Genomic DNA, 16,365 nt, shown 5'->3' with positions numbered 1-16,365 from the left:
CGTTTGGGCCCGCCTTCGGTTCGACCAGATGGCGCCCTCGGTCGCCTGCGCGAAGGGGCCAATACGTCCAGTATTGGCCCCTTCGCGCAGCCGCCCGATCATCACCATCTGGTCGAATCGAAACGCCACGTATTTCCAACTCACGACACTAGCCCAAGCGCGCGATCAACGCGCGCGGGCTTCGGCGTACGCGCTGCGGATCAGGCCTGCCATCGACGCATCGAAGAACTCGCGGTTGTCGGCGTCGTCTCCCGCGAACAGGCGCCGCGCCTCGGTCAGGTCGATGGCCTTTTGCACCTCCTCGAGCGTGAAGGTGCCGCCGTGGCGCTCGACCAGGTCGTTCACCTGCTGCCGGATGCCGCGCAGCAGGCCCGCCACGCGCTCGATGTAGCCCTTTCCCTGAAGCGGATCGCCATGCCCGGGCACGATCACGGCGGGATCGAGCGCCGCGAGGCGGTCCAGCGTCGCGATCCATTCGGTGGGGTACCCGCCGAAGGCGTAGGGCACGGGGTGATCCACCAGGTCGCCTGCGACGAGGATGCGCTCGGCCGGCAGCCAGGCCACCACATCGCCGCCGGTGTTGCCGCGTCCCAGGTGCTTCAGCTCGACGACGCGGCCGCCGAGGTCGATGCGCAGTCCGGTCTCGAAGGTGAGCGTCGGCGGCTCCAGCACGATGTCGCGGAATTCGGCCAGCGCACGCTCCAGGCGCGCCAGCGATGCGGCGGCAGCTTGGCGTGCGGCCGCGTCGACCGGCTTGCCCTGCGCGTCGACGCCGGTCTCGGCGGTGCGCCGCAACGTCTCCCGCTGGCGCGCGAAGGTGGAGTCCGGTGCGACGAAGCGGCGCACGTATGAGCGCACGCGCGCATCGATCATGCGGCGCGTCTCTTCATGCCCCACCACCTCGGCGCCCGGCCAGGCCAGCCGGTAGCGCTGGTTGCCGCCGACGTGGTCGTTGTGCCAATGCGTGTTCAGCACCCAGCGCACCGGCTTGTCGGTCCAGCGGCGGATGCGGGCGATGTCCGCGTCGGCGGTCGAAGGCAGGTAGCCGGTGTCGATCACGAGCACGCTGCGCTCGCCGATCACCACCGTGGTGTTGCCGTCGGGAAAGTCGTCCGTGGGATCGGGATGGCGGATGGTGTACACGCCGCGCGCCAGCTCCCGCACCTGCAGCTCGCGGGTGTTGACGGTATCGGCGCGCGGCGCCGCCACCGCCATCAGCGCGAACAGGACGGCAGCCACCCAGAAGCGGCCGAATCTGCGCAAAGGGATCATGGCTCGGTGCTCCATCGAAGCGCGTCGGGGCGCGATCGCATCCTGCCACGGCCTGCGGCTGTCCTGCCCTCTCAGCCGAACCTGCGATGCGGCCGCGCCAGGTAGAACCACTCCTGCCCGGCCTGCGCGCCCGGATTGGGAAACACGATGCGCCCGTCAGCCTCGGCGTGGACCGCCGTGCCGTCGTGGCGAACGCCGATCAACTCGCCGGCGCGCACGGCATCGAAGCTCGTCCACGACCGGCTGAAGCGATCGTCGTCGTGGGCCTTGTCGACCACCTCGAACAGGCGCAGGGCCTCGACGGCGGCGGCCGGCGAGGGCGCCGGCGCATCGATCAGGCGAAGATGCGCCAGGGTGTTGAGGATGGCCCGGTACGCGACCTCCGGCGCCTGCGAATCCTCGTGCTGCCCGCACTCGAGCGTGAAGCCCCATCCGCCGACGCGCCGCATGTACTCGGTCGTGCCGACGCCGTAGTCGGCGTCCAGGTCCAGCGCGGCGCCGCCGGCATGCGACAGGCGCGCACGCCGCCGCTCGACGCCGCCAGCGTAGGTGCCGAGCCAGCCGTCGACGATGCGGCGCACGCCGAGCCGCACGGCGAGCGCCTCTTCCAGTGCCGCGTGGCCAAACGGCTCCAGCGTGCCCTGGTTGTCTTCCGGGCCGACCATGACGAAGGGCTCGCCGGCGGTGTGGAACGAGTGCAGGTCCAGCAGCACGTCGTGGCCGGCCAGCAGCGGGCACAGCCAGTTGGCGACGTGGTCCTCGAACTCCTGCGGATCGCCGGTCGGCGACAGCTTGCGGTTGAGGTTGCGGTCGCCCTGGCGCTCTCCGCGCTCGTACGCCAGCGGATTGGCCACCGGCACGAAGGTGACATGCCCGGCCACGATGGCCAGACGCTGCTGCTCGATGTCCTGCAGCACGCGCCGGATGGCCGCCGTGCCGCAGGTCTCGTTGCCGTGCACGGCGCCGGTCACGATGAGGCGCGGCCCCGGCGCGACGGCCGTGAGCTGGATGGCTTCGAAGGCACGCATCGTCAGTCCACCCGGAGGAAATGGCGCCGCACATGCGCGCGGTCCAGCAGATCGAAGTGCCACCACTCGTTGGCGATGCCGTTGAAGCCGCCAGCCGACATCGCGCTGCGCAGCCGCTCGCGGTTGCGCACCTGCGCCGGGCTCAGCGCGCCGCTGGCGAGGTGGACCGCCTCCAGCTGCGGGTGCGACCGCTCGTTCATCTCATCGAAGCCGCTGCCCATGTCGAGCTCGCATCCCTCAGCGTCGATCAGCGTCGCATCGAGCGCCATGCCGAAGGAGTGGATGGAGCCGAGCGCCGGATCGGCCACGTACTGGCGCAGGCCCGTGCCCTCGAGGTGGTCCCACAGCCGCACCTGCACCCGGTGCGGACGCAGCGCGTCGAGCACCAGCACCCGATGGCCCGGCGCGTCGACGGCCAGCCATGCGGCAGCGCGCGCCAACGCCGCGGCGGCCAGCTGGTGCAGCCATGCGCAGTCGAGCGTGCCGTACAGGTCACGCCCGACGAAGTTGCGCGGACCGGCGTAGCGCAGGTCGACCGCCACGCCGGGAATGGACGACAGGCGCTCGAAGTCGGGATGGGCGTCGATGTCCTCGCAGCGCATGCGGTCACATCTTTCCCAGGCCGGCGCTGCCGGTCTCGTTGAGCACCAGGCTTTTCAGCGACTCGATCGGCGCGCGCAGGGAAGGTTTGTGCATTCGAAGTCTCCTTGCAGCGGCAATGATCGCAAATCGCCTGCGCCGACACCGGTGTTGGCCGCGTCAGAATCAAGGCCACGATGGAAGGACGCAGACTGCGGGTCGGGCAGCCGATCACGCCTCAGGAATTCGACGACCTGGACGACGACCAGCTCGTGCGCCTGGTCCCGCGCGCCTACAGGGAATTCTTTCCGGGCAAGGACTTCTGCGCCGACGGCTGCTTCTACCTGCACGACGGCACCGCCTGGAGCTTCTTCAAGGGCGGCTTCGTCGACGAGTGAGGCCGCCATCGCCGGGTCAGCTGTGCAGCTCGACGACATCGCCGTCCTCGACGGCATGGTCCGGGCCGACGTGCTGTCCGTCGAAGCCGGAGCGGCCCCACACCCGCGCATAGCGCAGCGCCTGCGCCACGTCGCCGTGCACGCGCCGCGCCACGTCACCCACCGTCTGCCCGCGGCGCAGCGTGAACGGGCGGTGCCTGTCGGCCGGATGTCCCGGGATCTTCGTGTAGACGCGCGCACCACGCCAAGGTGCTCGAACAACCACGGTGCGATCTGTCCCAGACCGTGGCCGGTGGCGGACGACACGGCGAGCATCTGCAGCGGCGTTCCGCTCAGCTCGCGCAGCACCCGCAATTCGGCCTCGACGTCGACGATGCCGTCGGCCTTGTTGGCGAGCAGCAGCGCAGGCAGGCGCAACGCGAAGGGATCGTCGTCGGTCGCGGCAGCGGCCGGTGAGGCGTCCGCGGGCCAGCGCGGATCGAGCGTCACGCGCTGCTGCGCGAGCAGCGCCTGCACCGCCTGCAACTGATCGAGGCAGGACGGCTCCCCGAGATCGACGACCAGCAGGGCCGCATCGGCGGTCTGCAAGGCATTCACCAGCCACGGCAGCGGGTGCTCGGGCGCGACGGGCGGCAGGTCGACGAGCTGGAAGTGCACATCGTCGTGCGGCAGCATGCCGGCCTCCGGATGCTGCGTGGTGAAGGGATAGGGCCCGACGTGAGCGTTCGATCCGGTGAGCCGCGCATGCAGCGACGACTTGCCGGCGTTGGGCGGACCGATCAGCGCGATCTGCGCTGCGCCTTCCGGCCGGATGACCAACGCCGGACCGCCATGGCCGCCGCCCCGGCGCGCACCGCCCTCGATCTGCTCGGCGAGGTCCTTGATGCGCGCCTTGATGTCGGCCTGCAGATGCTCGGTGCCCTTGTGCTTGGGGATCGTGCGCAGCATGTCGCGCAACGCCGCCAGGCGTTCGTTCGGCTGGCGCGTCTTGCGAAAGGCGGCTTCCGCCGCCTTGTATTCGGGCGAAAGATTCGCGGGCACGGCGCCACGTTAGTCCAGGAGCCGCACCCCCGTCCATCCCGTTCGGGCACTCCCGGGACCCGGCACGCCAGCGAACGCGACCCGATGGACCCGTCTGGACGGGTCCATCCCGTTCACACGGGCCGCAGCTCGCTCCACGGCACCAGGGTCGTGGTCTCGAACGTGCCGTCGCCGGCCGCATCGAGCTCCAGGCTCAGCTGCGTGGCGTCGATGACGGTGATGCGAAGCTGCGAACCGCCTGCGCCGGTGACCAGCAGGCGGCCGGCGCTCGGGTAGGTGGCCGTGGCGCTCCCGGTGAAGGCCTGCAGCGTGGCCACGGTGACCTGGCCGCCGATGGACGTGGCCGTGAAGGCGCCGTTCAGGCTGACGGTGCCGGAGGTCGCGCCGGCTTCGCTCGCGATGATCTGCATGCCGGACGCGAAGGCGATGGTGTCGCTGTACTGCGGCGCCACGGTCGCCACGGTGAGCCCGCCGCTGCCGACCGCGAGCGACATCTGCACGCTCGACGACGTGGCGAGCAGCGAGAAGGTCACGCTGCCGTCGATGGTGGCCGAGGTCTCGCCCTGCACGAGGCTCACGTGCTGGAACGCCAGGGAGGCCGCCATCTCGATGCGATCCTCCGTCAGGGAACTCACGCTGCTGATGGTGAACACCACCGTGCCGCTGCTCTGCTCGGCGCTGGTGTCGCTGCACTGGTTGAAAGCGAGGGTCAGGGTGTCGCTGGCCGACGGCGCGCCGTTGTTGTCGCGATCGTCGAAGGTGGTCGTGAGGCTCCCGCCGACGGCGCAGGGCTGCGTCTCGGACGAGGTGCCTGCCGGACGCGCGCCGGCGCTCAGGACGCTGCGCCGCGACTGCAGCCCGCCGAGCAGGGCACGCCGCACCGTGGCATCGATGAAGCCGATGCTGGCCGGCATCGGCGACGAGCGCAGGGACAGCGCGCTCGCCCTGTCCTCGCTCTCCAGCGGCAGCGGCGAATTGCTGAGCGTGAGGCCGCCGCCCACCGTGGCCCGCGCGACGCTGATCTGATTGGCCGCCGTGATGGCGACCCCGGGCTGCTGCACCACCGGGCTGCCGGTGCCGCTGCTGCCGCCGCCACCGCCACCGCCGCACGCGGCCAGCAGAAGTGCGCCCAGCGTCAGGCCCAGGAACGGAATGATCCTCATGAAATACCTCCCTCGAATGGCTGGCTGTTCGTATGAGCCGGATCGAGCCGGCCGCCGCGAACATAGCACGGGGTCCACCGGGGAAGGCGTGTCGGATTTCACTGCCAGGCGCCGCTCACGCAGCAGCGCGGGTCACCCCTGCGCCATCAGGCGGCGTATTGCCTGCAAACTGCGCTCGACGTCGTGATCGGTGGTGGCCCACGAGCACACGCTGATGCGCATCGCGGTGTGCCCCTGCCACACCGTCGGGCCGCACCAGCAGGTGCCTTCCCGCTGCAGTCGATCGATGAGGCGGCGCGTCGTCTGGGCATTGCCGAAGCTCACCAGCACCTGGTTGAGCACCACGTCGTTGTGCACCGTCGCGCCGCTGGCCTGCAGCTCGTGAGCGAAGCGCCGTGCATGGCGGCAGCTGCGATCGAGCATCTCGGCCAGGCCGGTGCGCCCGAGGGTGCGCAAGGCGGCCCACACGTCGACACCGCGCGCGCGGCGCGACAGCTCGGGCGTGTAGTCGCCGGGGTTGCGCACCGCGCCTTCGGTCGGCAGATACGCGGCCGAGACGGACATCGCCGCGCGCAGCGCCGGCGCATCGCGCACCAGCGCCACGCCGCTGTCGTACGGCACGTTGAGCCACTTGTGCGCATCGGTGGCCCACGAGTCGGCGCCGCCGATGCCCGCGGCCAGGTGCGCGAGCGCGGGGCTGGCCGCGGCCCAGAGTCCGAAGGCGCCGTCCACGTGCACCCACGCGCCCTGCGCATGTGCCGCGGCGATGACCGGCTCGAAGGGATCGAAGGCGCCGGTGTTGACGTTGCCCGCCTGCACGCAAACGATCGCGGGACCGTTCAGTGCCGGCAGGGCGTCGGCGCGCAGCCGGCCCTGCTCGTCCACCGGCACGCGCAGCACGCGGTTGCGGCCCAGGCCCAGCATGCCCAGCGCCTTGAGCACCGTCGGATGGACCTCCTCGCCGAGCACCACGGTGATGGGCGGCGCGCCGAACAGGCCGTCGCCCTCGACATCCCAGCCGGCGCGCGACAGCACCGCATGGCGGGCGGCGGCCAGGGCGCTGAAGTTCGCCATGGTGGCGCCGGTGACGAAGGCGCCACCGCAGGTCGACGGCAGCCCCAGCAGGTCGAGCATCCAGCCGAGCGCGATGCGCTCGAGCTCCGCGGTGGCGGGCGTCGGCGCATGCAGGCCGGTGTTCTGGTCCCACGCGGTGGCCAGCCAGTTGCTCGCCACGGTGATCGGCAGCGCCCCGCCGATCACGAAGCCAAAGAAGCGCCCGCCGGCCGTGGCCATCGTGGCGGGCGAGCCGATCGAGTCGAGCTGGCGCAGCGTCTCCTCGGACGCCTGCGGCTCCTGCGGCAGCGGCACGTCGAGCTCGGCCAGCCGGGCGACGGCGTCGTCGGTGGGCGCCACGCCGCGCTGGGGCAGCGATTCGAGATATCGCACGGCACGCCGTGCCGCGTCGTCGAGCAGGTCCCGCATGCTGTCTCCCCGGTGTCCGCGATGGCGGGATTCTGACCCCGTGGGCCACGGTCGAATGTCACTGCCACCGTTCGCCCTGAGCTTGTCGAAGGGCCGTGCGAATGTGGCACGCGGGGCTTCGACAAGCTCAGCCCGAACGGAGAGGCACCACCGGATTCACTGCCACCGTTCGCCCTGAGCTTGTCGAAGGGCCGTGTGGTGATGACGATGCCGTAGGCGGCGTACAGGTGGTACAGGCTCATGGCCACCGCCGCGGCGAAGAGCACGTGGCCCCAGGCGCCGGGAAAGCGGTGCTGAGCGCCCTCCTCCGCGGCGATGAATGCTTCGGCCTTCGCGAGTTGCTGCTCGCTGACGACGGCTCGCTCACTCGGGCATGTCGGCATGCGCGACGATGAGGTTCCACACGGTCGCCACCTGGCTGGGCTGCTCCTGCCCGGGATAGGCCTTCGCGGGGATGGTGTCGCGGGTGTAGAGCGGGCCGAACTTCCTGTTCATCGCGTCGACCGCGTCGCCGGGGGCACGACCCCTCACCACCGATGAATATGCGAAGATGCCGCGCCTCCCCGCAAGGACAGCCGCCATGCCGTCCGTCAGCCCGCACAAGTGGATCGCCGCCATCGGTTCGGGACCGCTGCCCCGACGCACCGTGGCATGGCTGGGCGGCACCTTCATCGCGACCATCGTCGGGCTCGCCATCCTCGACGTCACCCGCGGCTACCACGCCGCGGTCGACAGCACCGCGCGCGAGCTGGACGCGCAGGCCCGGCTGGTCGCCGAGCAGACGGCCCGCAGCGTGCAGGCGACCGACGTCGTGCTGCGCCACCTCGTCGAGCAGATCCAGACCGGCGCGATCGCCGCCCGCAGCCGCGACGAGCTGCATGCCTACCTCAAGCAGCAGGCGATCGGCCTGGTGCAGATCGACGGCCTCGTCGTCGTCAACGCCGACGGCAGCGTGCGCGCGGTGTCGCTGGTGCCGCCCGAGCGCCAGCCGCCCATCAACGTGGCGAGCATGGCGATCTTCCAGCGCCTGAAGGCGCAGCGCACGAACGGCGTGGCCATCGAGAGCGCCGCGCGCAGTCCCGCCGACGGCAGCTGGTTCTTCCCGATCTGGCGACGGCTCGAAACACCGGACGGCAGCTTCGACGGCGCGGTCGCGGCACGCGGGCGCATCGGCTACTTCCAGGACTTCTACCGCAAGGTGCTTCCCGACGAGCACACCCGCATCGCGCTGCTCCACCGCAACGGCTCGCTGATGGCGCGCCATCCGCCGGCCGATGCCGCGCTGGGCCGCGAAGTGCCGCAGGTGGCGGACCTGCTCGCCGCCGCGGCCAGCGGCATCCCGATGCCCAGCCGCATCGCGAGCCCGCTCGACGGCGTGGAGCGCTTCCGGGCGATACACCTGGTGCCCGACTACCCGCTCGCGGTCGTGGTGTCGCGCGACGTCTGGTCGGCGCTCGCGCCGTGGCGCGCGCAGGCCCTGCGCTCGGGGCTGAACACGCTGGCGCTGGCGACCCTGGCCGCGCTGCTGCTCGGCCTGGCGATGCGGCAGTTCGCCCGGCTGCATGCGGCGCGTGAGTCGCTCGAGGTGTCGCAGGAGCGCTATGCGCTGGCCGCTGCCGGCTCCAACGACGGCATCTGGGATTGGGACCTGCAGGCCGGCACGGCCTACGAGTCGCGGCGCGCGCGCGAGCTGCAAGGCTTGCCGCTGGCGCCCGAGTCGCAGCCGCTGGCCGAGCTGCAGGCCGCGCTCACCTATCACCCGGACGACGCCGCGCTGCGCGCTTCCGCGATGCGGGCCCACCTCGACGGCCACACTCCGGCGTACGAAGTCGAGTACCGCATCCGCCATCCCGACGGCGTGTACCGCTGGATCCACGTGCGGGCCCTGTGCATCCGCGATGCCCACGGCAAGCCCTTGCGGCTGGCGGGCTCGGTGAGCGACGTCGACAGCCGCAAGCGCGCCGAGGTCGCGCTGGCCGAGAGCGAGGACCGCTTCGCCGTCGCCGTGGCCGGATCGGACGACGGCATCTGGGTGTGGAACTACATGTCCGGCCGCGCCTATGCCTCCGCGCGGGCGCGCGAGATCGTCGGCATGCCCGACGGACCCGACGAGCAGTCCATCGACTCGTGGTTCGCGCAGATGGAGCAGCAGGTTCACCCCGACGACCTGCAGCGGCGGCGGCAGGCGCTGGACGACCATCTCGCCGGACGCACCCCGGCCTACGCGGTGGAGCTGCGGGTGCGCCACGGCGACGGCGGCTACCGCTGGATCCGCGCCCATGGCATGTGCGTGCGCGACGCCGAAGGACACCCGCAGCGCATCGCCGGATCGGTGAGCGACATCGACGCGCGCAAGCGCGCCGAGGAAGCGCTGCGCGCCAGCGAGCAGCGCTTTGCCCTCGCGGTGGCCGGCGCGAACGACGGCATCCTCGACTGGGACATCGTCAACGACCGCATGTTCGCCTCGGAGCGCGCGATGCGCATGTTCGGCCTGGAGCCCGATGCGGTGCAGCGCACGCGAGACGAATGGGCGGGGCTCATCCTGCCGCGCTTCCATCCGCAGGATGCGCACCGGCTTCTGTCGGAGCTGCGAGGCACGCCGCACGACCCGGCGCGTTCGCACGACGGCGAATACCGCGTTCGCGGCGCCGACGGTGCGTACCGCTGGATGCGCTTTCGCGGCCGCTCGGTGCGCGACGCCGCGGGGCGCTCGATCCGCTGGGCCGGATCGGTCAGCGACATCGACGGACAGAAGCGCACCGAAGAGGCGCTGCGCCGCTCCGAGGAACGCTACCAGCTCGCCGTCGAAGGCTCGAACGAAGGGCTGTGGGACTGGGACCTCGCCAGCGACATGCTGTTCCTGTCGCCGAGGGCGCAGCAGCTGGTGAGCGCAGAAGCGGGCGAGCCGTGGCGGCCGAGGCGCGAATGGATGGCGCTCACGGCCTACCACCCCGACGACGTGGCGCGGCTGCGTCGCGCATTGGCCGATCACCTGCACGGCGCGACGCCGCACTTCTCCATCGAATTCCGGCTGCAGCACCACTCGGGCCAGTGGCGCTGGTACCGCCAGCGCGGCATCGCGCTGCGCGACAAGGAAGGCAGGCCCTACCGGATGGCCGGCTCGATGGAGGACATCAGCGTGCGCAAGGACGCCGAGGCCGAGCGCGAACGGCTCGAGCAACAGCTTCGCCAGGCGCAGAAGCTGGAGGCGATCGGCACGCTGGCCGGCGGCATCGCGCACGACTTCAACAACATCCTGTCGGCCATCCTCGGCTACGGCGAGCTGGTACAGAAGGATGCGGCCGAAGGCACGCCGCTGCGCCGACACATCGACGCGTCGATGAGCGCGGCGATGCGCGCCAAGTCGCTGGTCGAGCGCATCCTGGCGTTCAGCCGCAGCGGCATGAGCGAGCGGGTGCCGGTGCAGGTGCAGTCGGTGGTGCAGGAGGCGCTCGACGGCGTCGCCGCCGCGCTGCCGCACGGCGTGCGGCTGGTCCGCCATCTGCATGCCGACGAGGCGGGCGTGCTCGGCGACGCGACGCAGATCCACCAGGTCGTGATGAACCTGTGCGCGAACGCGGTGCACGCGATGCGATCGGACGGCACGCTGACGGTGGCCGTCGACGACGTGACGCTGGACGCGCCGCGTGCCGTCGCGACCAGCGAGCTGCCGGCCGGCCGCTACGTTCGCCTGACGGTGACCGACACCGGCAGCGGCATCGCGCCGGCGGTGCTCGAGCGCATCTGGGATCCGTTCTTCACGACCAAGGAAGTCGGTGTCGGCACCGGCCTCGGGCTGTCGCTGGTGCACGGCATCACGACGGACCTGGGCGGCGGCATCGCGGTCCGCAGCGAGCTCGGACACGGCAGCGAGTTCGCCGTCTACCTGCCTTGGCACAGCCATGTCGCGGCAACCTCCGCAGTGGTCGAGGACATCACGCGCGGCGAGGGCGAGACGGTGCTGCTCGTCGACGACGAGGAAGCGCTGGTGCGGCTCGGCGAGGAGATGCTGGCCGAGCTGGGCTACGAGCCGGTCGGGTTCGCCTCGAGCGTCGCGGCGCTGGAGGCCTTTCGAGCCGAGCCGGATCGTTTCGATGCCGTGCTGTCCGACGAGTCCATGCCGGCGATGAACGGCTCCGAGCTCGCCGTCGAGATCCATCGCCTGCGGCCGGACGCGCCCATCGTGCTGATGAGCGGCTACGTCAGCCCTTCGCTCGTCGCCTGCGCGCGCGATGCCGGCGTTTCCGAGGTGATCGCCAAGCCGCTCAGGTCGGGCGACATCGCGCGCAGTCTGTCGGCCGCCTTGCGCAGCCGCGCCTGCAGCGCCTGAGACCACAAGGCCGGGCCACCACGAACTAGGGTGGCCGCCGCCCCCGCTTGCCGCGCCATATGCAGTGACGGCAATGCAGGAGAGGCGCGATGGTGCGATGCAGATGGGTGGCTTGGGCCGCCGCGGTGGCGATGTCGGCGACGGCCGGCTGGCTGGCCCGGGGTTCCGCTTCCGAGCCGCCGAAGGCGGCGGTGCGCCAGCCGCCGGCGCCGTCCACCGCTTCGGTGCTGTCGCAGCCGCTGATCGCGGTGGCGAGCGACGGCAGCGTCACGCTGCGCGTCGAGCAGCAATCGCTGGAGTGGGTGCTGGAAGAAATCTCGCGACAAAGCGGCTGGGCCGACGTGAAGGCGCGTGCACGTCCGGCCGCTGTCGGCGGTACGGCACCGGCGGCGGCCGATGAGGCGGTGGCCTGCACGCCGCCGCCCTCGCCCATCGAGGTCGGCCGGACGCTGCAGGCGATCGAGCGCGGCAGCGAAGCCGAGCGCTTCGAGGGCCTGATGAAGGCGCGCTCGGCCGGCCTGCTCGTGGACGAGCGAACGCTGCAGTCGCTGTTCGAGACCGACGCCTCCGAGCGCGTTCGCGTCGCCGCCTTCGAGAGCTACCTCGAGTGGCGCGGCGACCGCCCGGCTGCCCTGCGCGAGGCGCTCGAGTCCGCGCTCTACGTGCCCAGCGCGGCGATTCAGCAGGAGGCGCGGCAGCGCCTGCAGGAAGTGCAGGAGATGGAGCGCGCCGACGCCCACGCGCCTCAGGGCGTTCCCTGACCCGCTCAGCCCGGCCCGGCGGGACCACGCCAGCACGACGCCGGTCGTGCGGTCGCGTCGCGGCGTGCCTTTTCTTCGGCTGCGCCATGGGGGGCGAAGGCGCTGCCGAACCTTGTACGGCCCCATGGAGATCGAGATGAGCATCCGCAATCAACTTCGTCGCTGCGCATGGATCGGTGCGCTGGGCCTGCTGGCCGCAGGCTCCGCATCGGCCCAGCTGATCACCAACGCCGTGGGACCGGGCAACCAGTTCATCGCCGGCGGCGCCCTGGTGCCGCTGCTGGGCATGACGACGGCGCCGTTCTTCAACGCAGCCAATCAGCGCTTCGTCGCCAGCTTCTCGGCCGAGTGCGCCGTCAACGCGCCTGCGGGCAATCACACCGCCTTCACCGACATCGACATCGTCGTGCTCAACGGCGCCGGCGCCGTGGTGCAGACGCTGGCACCGACACTCGGCGGCACCGACGCGTTCTGCACGGCCAACGGCACGCCCGTGTTCGACGGCTGGACCCGTGCATCGGCGACGGTGGTCGGCGGCGTCGGCCTCGCGGCGGGCTTCTATCGGGTGCAGGTGCGAGGACGTGTGCCGATCCCGTTCAGCGCGTCGTACGGCGACCGCTCGCTGGTCGTGTCGCGCTGATCCACGCACGAGCGGCGAAATGGGCTCTCCCTCGCCCGGCGGGCAAGGGAGAGCATCCGGTCCGCCCGGATCCCCTAGCTCGAATGCCGCGTCTCCCCAGTCTGACGAACGCATGGTCCCCGCTCTCGCCTATACATGCTTCATGCTGTTGGCGGATCGGAACATGGAGCCGAGGATCACCTGGAACAACGTGCATCGCTTGCTCGACGAAGCTCGGGGCATCGCACGGCGGATGCTGCGGTTCGAGGCCAATGCACAGTCGCTGCAGACCACCGGGCTGGTCCTCACGGCACTGCGGCGCCAGAAGCTGTGCGGCCAGGACTGGAGCGAGGTCGCCTGGGAGAACCGCGAGCACTTCCTGGCGGCGATGTACCGCGCGATGGATCGCGCGCTCAAGGACCACGGCCGGCGCCGATGCGCGCACAAGCGCGCGCATCGACCGGTCGACATCGACGATGTCCCGGCCGGTGACCTGCTGCGGCTGGCCGACTTCCAGCCGCACGACCTCGAGCGCGCGCTCGACGAGCGTCCCGAGGTGATCGCGGCGCTGGCCGATGCCCTCGCGGTGCTGGAGCGGCGCCATCCCGAGTGGGCTGCCGTGGCGCGGCATCGCTACTACGGCGGACTCACGGTGGAGCAGACCGCGCAGCTGCTGGGCGTGGCCGAGCGCACCGTCCGGCGGCACTGGGAGAAGGCTCGCGTGCTGCTGCACGACGAGATCCTGCGCGCGCTCGGCGAAGGGACCGCCGTCGTCCGATGCGATCGCTGACCGAGCGCCAGTGGGAGCGCTATTTCGAGCTGGTCGAGCAGCTCGAGACGCTGGAGGCCGGCGCACGCCCGGGCGCCTTGCACGCGCTGCCGACCGAAGACGCGGACGTGCTGGCCCTGGTCGAGCTGCATCTCGGACTGACGCCCGACATCGACCGCTGCCGCAGCGGCGAGCGCATCCGCAACCTGCTGCTCGGCGAGCGCATCGGCTGCGGCGGCATGGGTGCGGTGTACCGCGCCACGCAGGCCTTCGCCGACGGCATCGAGCGCGAGGTGGCCGTCAAGCTCATCCATCCCGCGCTGATGCTCGACGAGCCCCAGCTCTCGCAGCGTCGCTTCCTCGGCGAGATCGGCACGCTGGTCAGGCTGGAGCACAAGGGCATCGCGCGCATCTATGACGGCGGGCACCACCGCCCGCACGATCGGGCCGGCGAGTGCCTCTACATCGCGATGGAGCTGGTCGACGGCACGCCGTTGAACGACTACGTCGCCGAGCGCCGCAGCGCTCTGGGCATCGCCGGGATCCTGCGCCTGTTCCTGGGGGTCTGCGACGCGGTGGACCATGCGCACCGGCGTGGTGTCATCCACCGCGACCTGAAGCCCGCGAACATCCTGGTCGACGCGCGCGGCGAGCCGCGTGTCATCGACTTCGGACTTGCCGAGACCATGGGCGGCTCCACGCTCGGCGATGCAATGGGGCGCCTCTGCGGCACACCGGCGTACATGAGCCCCGAGCAGCTCGGCGGCGAGCGGGTCGCCGCCACGCCGACCATCGATGTGTACGCGCTGGGGATCACGCTGGGCGAGCTGCTGTCCGGGCGGCGGCAGGCCCCCGCCGGCGAGGTGGGTGACGCGGCGCTGTCGCAGATCGTCGCCCGGGCCACCGCCACCGACCCGGGCGAGCGCTATCCCTCGGCTGCCGCGCTCGCCGAGGCCCTGGGCGAGCGGCTCGATGCGATCGAGGCTCAGCACGGAACGCTGCTGCGCACGCGGCGTTCGTTGATCGGCAAGGTCCAGGCGTTCTGGATCGACGGCGTGCTCAGGCATTCGGTGCATGCCGCGCTGATGATCGAGCTGGGGCTCGACCTGCGGCCCGATGCGATCGAGCATCCGTGGGACCTCGTCGTGCGCACACCCGATCAGGCGCCGCGACCGATACCGCAGGGCACGCCCATCTCCGACGTCTTCGAGCGCTCCGGGCAGGCGCTGCTCATCCTCGGCGCGCCAGGCGCGGGCAAGACCACCCTCCTGCTCGACCTGGCGGCTGCGCTGCTCGAGCGCGCCCGGCAGGACGAGTCGCAGCCGGTGCCGGTCGTCCTTCACCTGTCGACCTGGGCCGACCGGCGCCTGCCGCTGGTCCAATGGCTGATCGACGAGCTGGACAAGCGCTACGACATTCCGCCAGGGGCGAGCCGCGCGTGCCTGGCCCGCAACCAGCTGATCCTGCTGCTCGACGGTCTGGACGAGGTCGCCCCGGCCCATCGCGCCGACTGCGTCGCTGCCATCAATGCGCACTGCAAGGAGCACGGGGAACTGTCGATGGCGGTCTGCAGCCGGCTGTCCGACTTCGACGCGCTGCCGGTTCGTCCCCGCCTGGGGCAGGCGGTCGTCATCCAGTCGCTCACGCGGCGGCAGGTCGACGACTATCTCGGGCGCGCCGGACCGTGCCTGGATGGCGTGCGCGCCGCGTTGCGCCACGACGAGGCATTGCGCGAACTGCTCACGACGCCGCTGCTGCTGAGCATCGCAGCGCTGGCCTACCAGGAAGGCACCGCCATGCCTTCGCAGGGCACGCCGGCGCAGCGGCGCACGCAGCTGTTCGCCGCATACGCCGGCGCCATGTTCAAGCGCCGCAGCCCGGCCACGCGCTACACGCCGGAACGCGCCACGCATTGGCTCGGCTGGCTCGCGAACGCGATGCTCGCCCACCACCAGAGCGTCTTCTATCTCGAATGGATGCAGCCCTGCTGGCTGCCGCGTCCCATCGAGCGATGGGCCGCGGGAGGCGGGTCCATCGTGCTGTGCGGGCTGCTCACGGGACTGATCCTCGGCCTGGGCGGCCACTTCGCCGGCGACTTCGCCTTCAGCCTGCCCGTGTCGCTGCTGTTCGGCCTCGCCGGCGGGCTCGCCTTCGGCTGCTCGGGCTGGGGCGACCAGATCCGGCCGGTCACGCGGCTCGGCTGGTCGCTGTCCTCGCTGCGCCGGGACACGGGAACGAAGCTGGCGCGCGGCGTGGGAGTCGCCGTGCTGCTGTACGCCGGCGTCTCGCTGGTCTTCAACCCGGCGGCGGGCCTGGTCGTCGGCCTCGCGGCAGCGCTGGCCTTCTGCTACTTCGCCGGCCTCGATCTGGAGCCGGCACTGAGCGAGGGCGAGCGCATCGCGGAGCCCAATCAGGGAATCCGGCTGTCGCTGCGCAATGCCGTGCGCGGCGGTCTGGCCGGCGCCGCGATCGGCGCGGCCGCGGCCATGGTCAGCATCGGCCTGCCCGGCGTGGCGTTCTTCGTGCCGCTGTTCAGCCTGATCACCGCCCTCATTGCCGGCGCGTACCCGTGCCTGCAGCACCTGATCCTGCGCCTGCTGCTGTGGCGCAACGGCTTCGCGCCGTGGCGCTATGCGCAGTTCCTCGAGTTCGCGGCCGAGCGCATCTTCGTGCACCGCGTCGGCGGCGGCTATGCGTTCGTGCACCGGGCGCTGCTGGAGTATTTCGCAGGGCTGTATCCGCATGCGGCGACCCGAGCCCGATCGGTCTGAGCGTCCATCCGCTGACCGGTCCGCTGTACGTGCGCGGCGCAAAGGCCGGCGACGTGCTCCCCGTCACGCTGCTCGACGTGGCGCCCGACTCCAGCCGTGATCCCGGTAGAGGGTTGGGGTGAGGGCGTTGGCGGTGCCATCTCGACGATTCG

At 71.3% G+C, this 16,365-nt stretch carries 12 protein-coding genes and 1 pseudogene; 5 read left to right on the top strand and 8 right to left on the bottom strand.

Translation table 11 applies throughout. From position 1 onward, the window contains the following. Positions 1 to 165: 165 nt before the first annotated feature. The 8 genes and pseudogenes from P7V53_RS07350 to P7V53_RS07315 all read right to left on the bottom strand — a co-directional run bounded on the left by P7V53_RS07350 (position 166) and on the right by P7V53_RS07315 (position 7,494). On the bottom strand, positions 166 to 1,272 hold the full coding sequence (locus tag P7V53_RS07350; protein ID WP_280154831.1) for an MBL fold metallo-hydrolase: 1,107 nt from the start codon (positions 1,270 to 1,272) through the stop codon (positions 166 to 168). A gap of 71 nt (positions 1,273 to 1,343) precedes the next feature. Beyond that, entirely contained in the window at positions 1,344 to 2,300 is a 957-nt protein-coding gene (locus P7V53_RS07345; protein WP_280154830.1) for a succinylglutamate desuccinylase/aspartoacylase family protein, read from the bottom strand. 2 nt (positions 2,301 to 2,302) lie between these two features. Continuing rightward, a complete protein-coding gene (locus P7V53_RS07340) occupies positions 2,303 to 2,902 on the bottom strand; it encodes a M15 family metallopeptidase (RefSeq protein WP_280154829.1) in 600 nt (199 codons plus the stop codon). Between the two features lie 391 nt (positions 2,903 to 3,293). After that, a complete protein-coding gene (locus P7V53_RS07335) occupies positions 3,294 to 3,542 on the bottom strand; it encodes a TGS domain-containing protein (RefSeq protein WP_280156456.1) in 249 nt (82 codons plus the stop codon). A gap of 296 nt (positions 3,543 to 3,838) precedes the next feature. Next, a pseudogene (locus P7V53_RS07330) lies at positions 3,839 to 4,225 on the bottom strand (GTPase); the annotation flags it as partial. Positions 4,226 to 4,431: 206 nt separating this feature from the next. Beyond that, on the bottom strand, positions 4,432 to 5,481 hold the full coding sequence (locus tag P7V53_RS07325) for a hypothetical protein (protein ID WP_280154828.1): 1,050 nt from the start codon (positions 5,479 to 5,481) through the stop codon (positions 4,432 to 4,434). A gap of 132 nt (positions 5,482 to 5,613) precedes the next feature. Next, on the bottom strand, positions 5,614 to 6,963 hold the full coding sequence (locus P7V53_RS07320) for an aminotransferase class V-fold PLP-dependent enzyme (protein WP_280154827.1): 1,350 nt from the start codon (positions 6,961 to 6,963) through the stop codon (positions 5,614 to 5,616). Between the two features lie 363 nt (positions 6,964 to 7,326). After that, entirely contained in the window at positions 7,327 to 7,494 is a 168-nt protein-coding gene (locus P7V53_RS07315) for a hypothetical protein (protein WP_280154826.1), read from the bottom strand. Between the two features lie 49 nt (positions 7,495 to 7,543). Between P7V53_RS07315 and P7V53_RS07310 the strand changes: the two genes are divergently transcribed. The 5 genes from P7V53_RS07310 (at position 7,544) to P7V53_RS07290 (ending at position 16,213) form a co-directional block, all read left to right on the top strand. Continuing rightward, positions 7,544 to 11,293 (top strand): PAS domain-containing protein, encoded by a 3,750-nt coding sequence (locus P7V53_RS07310; RefSeq protein ID WP_280154825.1) that lies wholly within the window; start codon positions 7,544 to 7,546, stop codon positions 11,291 to 11,293. A gap of 89 nt (positions 11,294 to 11,382) precedes the next feature. Continuing rightward, positions 11,383 to 12,054: a hypothetical protein gene (locus tag P7V53_RS07305; RefSeq protein WP_280154824.1), complete on the top strand. Its 672-nt coding sequence runs from the start codon at positions 11,383 to 11,385 to the stop codon at positions 12,052 to 12,054. 136 nt (positions 12,055 to 12,190) lie between these two features. After that, positions 12,191 to 12,694, top strand: coding sequence for a hypothetical protein (locus P7V53_RS07300; protein WP_280154823.1), 504 nt, complete (start codon positions 12,191 to 12,193; stop codon positions 12,692 to 12,694). A gap of 163 nt (positions 12,695 to 12,857) precedes the next feature. Then, a complete protein-coding gene (locus P7V53_RS07295) occupies positions 12,858 to 13,463 on the top strand; it encodes an ECF-type sigma factor (protein ID WP_280154822.1) in 606 nt (201 codons plus the stop codon). After that, positions 13,451 to 16,213: a protein kinase gene (locus tag P7V53_RS07290; RefSeq protein ID WP_280154821.1), complete on the top strand. Its 2,763-nt coding sequence runs from the start codon at positions 13,451 to 13,453 to the stop codon at positions 16,211 to 16,213. Before P7V53_RS07295 ends, P7V53_RS07290 begins: the two co-directional genes overlap by 13 nt. The last annotated feature ends 152 nt before the right edge of the window (positions 16,214 to 16,365 follow it).

Origin of the sequence: Piscinibacter sp. XHJ-5, from assembly GCF_029855045.1 — a bacterium.
Classification (GTDB): domain Bacteria; phylum Pseudomonadota; class Gammaproteobacteria; order Burkholderiales; family Burkholderiaceae_C; genus Albitalea.
The sequence above is the reverse complement of the archived record's forward strand: the minus strand, read 5'-3'. Positions and strand labels throughout refer to the sequence as shown.

Bases quoted from the DNA above. Each gene is read 5' to 3' on its own strand.
- P7V53_RS07295 (WP_280154822.1), top strand. From the start codon at position 12,858: ATGGAGCCGAGGATCACCTGGAACAACGTGCATCGCTTGCTCGACGAA.
- P7V53_RS07290 (WP_280154821.1), top strand. From the start codon at position 13,451: ATGCGATCGCTGACCGAGCGCCAGTGGGAGCGCTATTTCGAGCTGGTC.
- P7V53_RS07340 (WP_280154829.1), bottom strand. From the start codon at position 2,902: ATGCGCTGCGAGGACATCGACGCCCATCCCGACTTCGAGCGCCTGTCG.
- P7V53_RS07345 (WP_280154830.1), bottom strand. From the start codon at position 2,300: ATGCGTGCCTTCGAAGCCATCCAGCTCACGGCCGTCGCGCCGGGGCCG.
- P7V53_RS07320 (WP_280154827.1), bottom strand. From the start codon at position 6,963: ATGCGGGACCTGCTCGACGACGCGGCACGGCGTGCCGTGCGATATCTC.
- P7V53_RS07325 (WP_280154828.1), bottom strand. From the start codon at position 5,481: ATGAGGATCATTCCGTTCCTGGGCCTGACGCTGGGCGCACTTCTGCTG.
- P7V53_RS07310 (WP_280154825.1), top strand. From the start codon at position 7,544: ATGCCGTCCGTCAGCCCGCACAAGTGGATCGCCGCCATCGGTTCGGGA.
- P7V53_RS07350 (WP_280154831.1), bottom strand. From the start codon at position 1,272: ATGATCCCTTTGCGCAGATTCGGCCGCTTCTGGGTGGCTGCCGTCCTG.
- P7V53_RS07305 (WP_280154824.1), top strand. From the start codon at position 11,383: ATGGTGCGATGCAGATGGGTGGCTTGGGCCGCCGCGGTGGCGATGTCG.
- P7V53_RS07300 (WP_280154823.1), top strand. From the start codon at position 12,191: ATGAGCATCCGCAATCAACTTCGTCGCTGCGCATGGATCGGTGCGCTG.